The sequence below is a fragment of the Methanoculleus sp. genome (genome assembly GCF_035363275.1).
Taxonomy (GTDB): Archaea; Halobacteriota; Methanomicrobia; order Methanomicrobiales; family Methanoculleaceae; genus Methanoculleus.
Genome location: NZ_DAOSET010000099.1, coordinates 1 through 3,575, shown reverse-complemented (window position 1 = coordinate 3,575; position 3,575 = coordinate 1). Strand labels below are relative to the sequence as shown.

The following is a 3,575-nucleotide window of genomic DNA, read 5'->3' as shown; positions in this document are numbered from 1 at the left end:
GATCCGGTCCCGCAGGGGTCCGTGGGTTCGAATCCCACCCCTCGCATTTTGAACTTCCAATGGTGAATTCTCCGGCTTCCCGGGATCGCATGGGAACCTGGCCGGCGGCAAAAGAATCTCTCATGCGGCTGACCAACCCGCCAGCACCAGATGAAAGTAAAATTATTATATTTCTTTTATATATTGGGTGCCATGTCTCCTACCTATCGGGATGCAACCATAAACTCCGTAGAAGCAACTGCCACGGTCAGCGGCAGCACAGGCGGCGGCCGGGATGAGAGCGGCAATCCGTACTACTTTCCGAACGTCTCGGTGAGCATCGGCTACTGGTTCGACAACGAAGGTGTCCCCTCCTCGGACTGGGATACGCACTTCAAGGCGCAGTTGTGGATCAACGGCGCGCTGGTCGGCAAGAAACAGGACCTTTCGGCCGGCGGCCCGCAGACCTACACGTTCTTCGCGCACAAGTTCCCCGAGCCGGGCACGTATAAGGTGGAGGTTCGCGGGAAGAACTCGAAGTCGGTCGACGTTACGATCAAGAATCCGCCGGTGCAGGAGAAGAAGGCAGCGCAGTGATGCGTGGTAGAGCACCGCATTTTTTTCTTACTCAACCTCACCCGAGCAGCATTGCCACAAGAAGATATCCCTGATCCCGATGAAGAGCACTCCCACAACACACCGGGTCCAGTACTCGAACTTCTCCGCTGCCTTCTGTGCGCTCCTCACCTTCGCGATCACCGGCAGAGGGGTCGCTACGGCAAAGACCGCCGGGACGCCGAGCGGGTCAGACGTCCGGAGCGCCAGCGGACCACCCACAGAGGCTTGAGCCCGTAGTTCACATCCTGATCGCCTCAAGCACGGCGGCTGAAAGGGTCTCACCCCTGCAGGATCTCCTTGATCTCCTTGACGTCCGCCACCCGGCCGGAGACTTTGAGTTCGCCGTCGACGGCGAGGGCAGGGGTCAGCATCACGCCGCGGTCCATGATCTCGGTGATATCGTCGACCTTGACGAGTTCGGCCTCGATACCGAGGTCCTTGATCGCCGCTTCAACGTTCTTTGCGAGCCGCTTGCACCTGGCGCAGCCGGTTCCAAGCACTTCTACCTTCATCGTTTCGTCACCTCGTTCTGATACTCACAGAGGAGCGCCGCCCGGTAGAGCGGTTCCGCCTCCTTCGGGATGTAGTTGTAGATCTTTACCTGTTTGATGAGTTCGTCGCCGATGGCGGTCTCGCCGGGGAGGTTACGGGCGACTGTATCGGCCAGGATATCGTCGAGCATCGCAAGCCCGACGACGACCCCGCCGACATCGATCCGGCGGACGCGCCGCAGCGCTTCGGCAGCGCAGCAGGGTTTCTCTCGCTTCTCTGTCTCCATGAGTTCTCTCCTAGAGTAGTGACATCCCGTTCCCGAACAGGAACCCGGCAACGGTCGCGAAGACGACCACCAGCCCCACGTAGGCCGCCGTCTTCTTCGCCCCCATGATCCGTTGGAGGACAAGGATGGACGGCAGGCTGACCGTCGGGCCCGCGAGCAGGAGGGCAAGTGCCGGCCCTGCGGCCATATGCCCGGTGGTGTAGCCGAAGGTGGTCCCGATGATCGGGACCTCGAGCAGCGTCGGCATGTAGAGGATCATCCCGACAACGGCCGCAAGGAAGTTGGCGCCGAGCGAGTTGTTCCCGAAGTAGGGCTGGAAGGTCTCCGGCGGGAGGAAGAAGGCGATGATCCCGACAAGGAATGTCCCGGCGATCAGGATCGGAAAGATCTTCTTCGTGAGATCCCAGGTCTCCATCCCCCAGTCGGTCACCTCGTCCCGGTCGTAATAGTAAATGAGCAGGACGGCGATCGCGAGCGTGAGAATGTAGACGATGCCGAGCCGGAGCGCCCAGTCAAGCGGCGAAGCGCCGAAGACCAGCACCCCGACCAGGAGGGCGAAGAACGCCGGCGTGACCCAGCGCGGCTTCTCCTCCTCGCACGCCCCGGCGACGCTCGGCGCCATCGCTTTCTTCTTGAGCGTCTCGACGTCCGTCGACCGGAAGATCAGCGCCATAAAAAGCCCGATGACGATGGCGAGGACAACCGCAGAGACCGCCCGCGCCACCCCGAGGCTGAACCCGAGCACCCGGGCGGTGTAGATGATCGCGAGGATGTTGATGGCCGGTCCCGCGAAGAGGAACGTCGTCGCGGGGCCGATGCCGCTCCCTTTCTTGAGGATGCCGGCGAATATGGGCAGGATCGTGCAGCTGCAGACGGCAAGGATCGTCCCCGAGACCGATGCGATCCCGTAGGAGATGTGTTTGGGCGTGTCCGGACTGAAGTACTTCAGGATCGCGTCCTTCTTCACAAAGGCTGCGATGGCGCCGGCGATGAAGAACGCCGGGACCAGGCAGGTGAGGACGTGCGCCGAGAGGTAGTCGAGCACGGAGGCAAGCCCTGACGAGAGGGCGCTGATGAGTATGTCGATCATGGTGTACCTCGCCGGAGTCCGGGATCCTCTAATTCAAATTATTTTGAACTAATGTCTGCGGGGTCGAGCATAAAGGTTATGCTGTTCGATGCCGGGTGCGGTAGAGTGGCCCTGCGACAGCCCTCTGCCTGACCTCAGGAGGTAACTGATATTGCTCCCGACTCCTGCTCGCCAGGGCATTCCGTATGAAATGCACGGATAATGAAGCGTATGGTAGCCTTGAAAAGGTATATGCAGCCTCGTTTCATACCAGTGCAAAGAGAGGGTATTGTGGAGGAGAAGAGAGAGTGCCGGGAAGATACGCTTCCTCTCCCACCAGAAGTCGAGAAGTCGCTCTGCCGGTGCGGGGGGATCGCAGGGCTGGTAGAGCGGCTGCCGGAAGATGAAACCCTGGCGAGGGCGAGCGCCCTCCACCGCGCACTCGCCGACCCGTTGCGGCTGAAGGTCCTCGCGATGCTCGCTGTCCAGCCGCTCTGTGTCTGCGTCATCAAGGCGGTGCTCGGCATCGCAGACTCGAAGCTCTCCTACCACCTTGGCGTCCTGAGAAAGGCAGGCCTGATCGCCGGCGAGGCGCAGGGGAACTGGATCGTCTACCGGCTCACCGATGATGGGGCGGCGTGGGCTGCACGCCCAGGCATGAGCCACGACGATCGGTCTGATACAGTGGATGCGGAGCGATCGAGACCGGCGGCAGGCCGCCGCAGCCGTACCTCTGCGGAATGAGCAGCGGTCTTGGGGTATGCTCCGGTCAGATGCCGGTAGAAGTCGATGGAAGACTGATCGATGATACGATGATCCTGCTCGATCAGCCCCTGCGCCGGGGGAAGGGGAGAGCGGTCGTCCGGCTGAAGAAGCAGCCCGGAAAGACAGCGAAGTTCAACGCCCCGGAAGAATATGCCCTGAAGTTGGCCGAACCGGATCTGGTGAACTCTACTGGTGGATATCTCCGAAATAGGGGGAGGATCAGCGTTTCTTGACGCTAATAGTTTCATCTGATGCTTTCATGGGTTAATGCACCTCTCTCAGGCTGATTTTTCATATTCTCTTCTTTGCTTCTCCCAGTACTCCTTATCTTCAAGCGTTATTGGACGCAGGACCCTGCACGGATTG

7 protein-coding genes are annotated in these 3,575 nt (G+C 60.4%); 3 read left to right on the top strand and 4 right to left on the bottom strand.

Features of this window, described 5'->3' with window-relative positions; translation table 11 throughout:
• Positions 1 to 192: 192 nt before the first annotated feature.
• Positions 193 to 576, top strand: a complete 384-nt coding sequence (locus tag PLN84_RS12790; RefSeq protein ID WP_292384837.1) for a hypothetical protein — start codon at positions 193 to 195, stop codon at positions 574 to 576.
• Positions 577 to 603: 27 nt separating this feature from the next.
• On the opposite strand, the gene PLN84_RS12785 is transcribed toward PLN84_RS12790, so the two are convergent.
• Genes PLN84_RS12785 through PLN84_RS12770 form a run of 4 tightly spaced genes read right to left on the bottom strand, consistent with a single transcriptional unit; the run spans position 604 to position 2,465 of the window.
• On the bottom strand, positions 604 to 816 hold the full coding sequence (locus PLN84_RS12785; RefSeq protein WP_292384835.1) for a hypothetical protein: 213 nt from the start codon (positions 814 to 816) through the stop codon (positions 604 to 606).
• A gap of 59 nt (positions 817 to 875) precedes the next feature.
• Positions 876 to 1,109: a thioredoxin family protein gene (locus PLN84_RS12780; RefSeq protein WP_074369111.1), complete on the bottom strand. Its 234-nt coding sequence runs from the start codon at positions 1,107 to 1,109 to the stop codon at positions 876 to 878.
• A complete protein-coding gene (locus tag PLN84_RS12775) occupies positions 1,106 to 1,375 on the bottom strand; it encodes a hypothetical protein (RefSeq protein WP_292384831.1) in 270 nt (89 codons plus the stop codon). Before PLN84_RS12775 ends, PLN84_RS12780 begins: the two co-directional genes overlap by 4 nt.
• A gap of 10 nt (positions 1,376 to 1,385) precedes the next feature.
• Positions 1,386 to 2,465, bottom strand: coding sequence for a permease (locus PLN84_RS12770; protein ID WP_348532144.1), 1,080 nt, complete (start codon positions 2,463 to 2,465; stop codon positions 1,386 to 1,388).
• A 252-nt stretch (positions 2,466 to 2,717) separates the two neighbouring features.
• On the opposite strand from PLN84_RS12770, the gene PLN84_RS12765 reads away from it, so the two are divergent.
• Both PLN84_RS12765 and PLN84_RS12760 read left to right on the top strand, forming a co-directional pair.
• Entirely contained in the window at positions 2,718 to 3,188 is a 471-nt protein-coding gene (locus tag PLN84_RS12765) for a metalloregulator ArsR/SmtB family transcription factor (RefSeq protein ID WP_348532143.1), read from the top strand.
• 29 nt (positions 3,189 to 3,217) lie between these two features.
• On the top strand, positions 3,218 to 3,442 hold the full coding sequence (locus PLN84_RS12760) for a hypothetical protein (protein WP_292384825.1): 225 nt from the start codon (positions 3,218 to 3,220) through the stop codon (positions 3,440 to 3,442).
• The last annotated feature ends 133 nt before the right edge of the window (positions 3,443 to 3,575 follow it).

Excerpts from the sequence above, each read along its gene's own strand:
- PLN84_RS12780 (WP_074369111.1), bottom strand. The coding sequence starts at position 1,109 with ATGAAGGTAGAAGTGCTTGGAACCGGCTGCGCCAGGTGCAAGCGGCTC.
- PLN84_RS12775 (WP_292384831.1), bottom strand. The coding sequence starts at position 1,375 with ATGGAGACAGAGAAGCGAGAGAAACCCTGCTGCGCTGCCGAAGCGCTG.
- PLN84_RS12760 (WP_292384825.1), top strand. The coding sequence starts at position 3,218 with ATGCCGGTAGAAGTCGATGGAAGACTGATCGATGATACGATGATCCTG.
- PLN84_RS12770 (WP_348532144.1), bottom strand. The coding sequence starts at position 2,465 with ATGATCGACATACTCATCAGCGCCCTCTCGTCAGGGCTTGCCTCCGTG.
- PLN84_RS12790 (WP_292384837.1), top strand. The coding sequence starts at position 193 with ATGTCTCCTACCTATCGGGATGCAACCATAAACTCCGTAGAAGCAACT.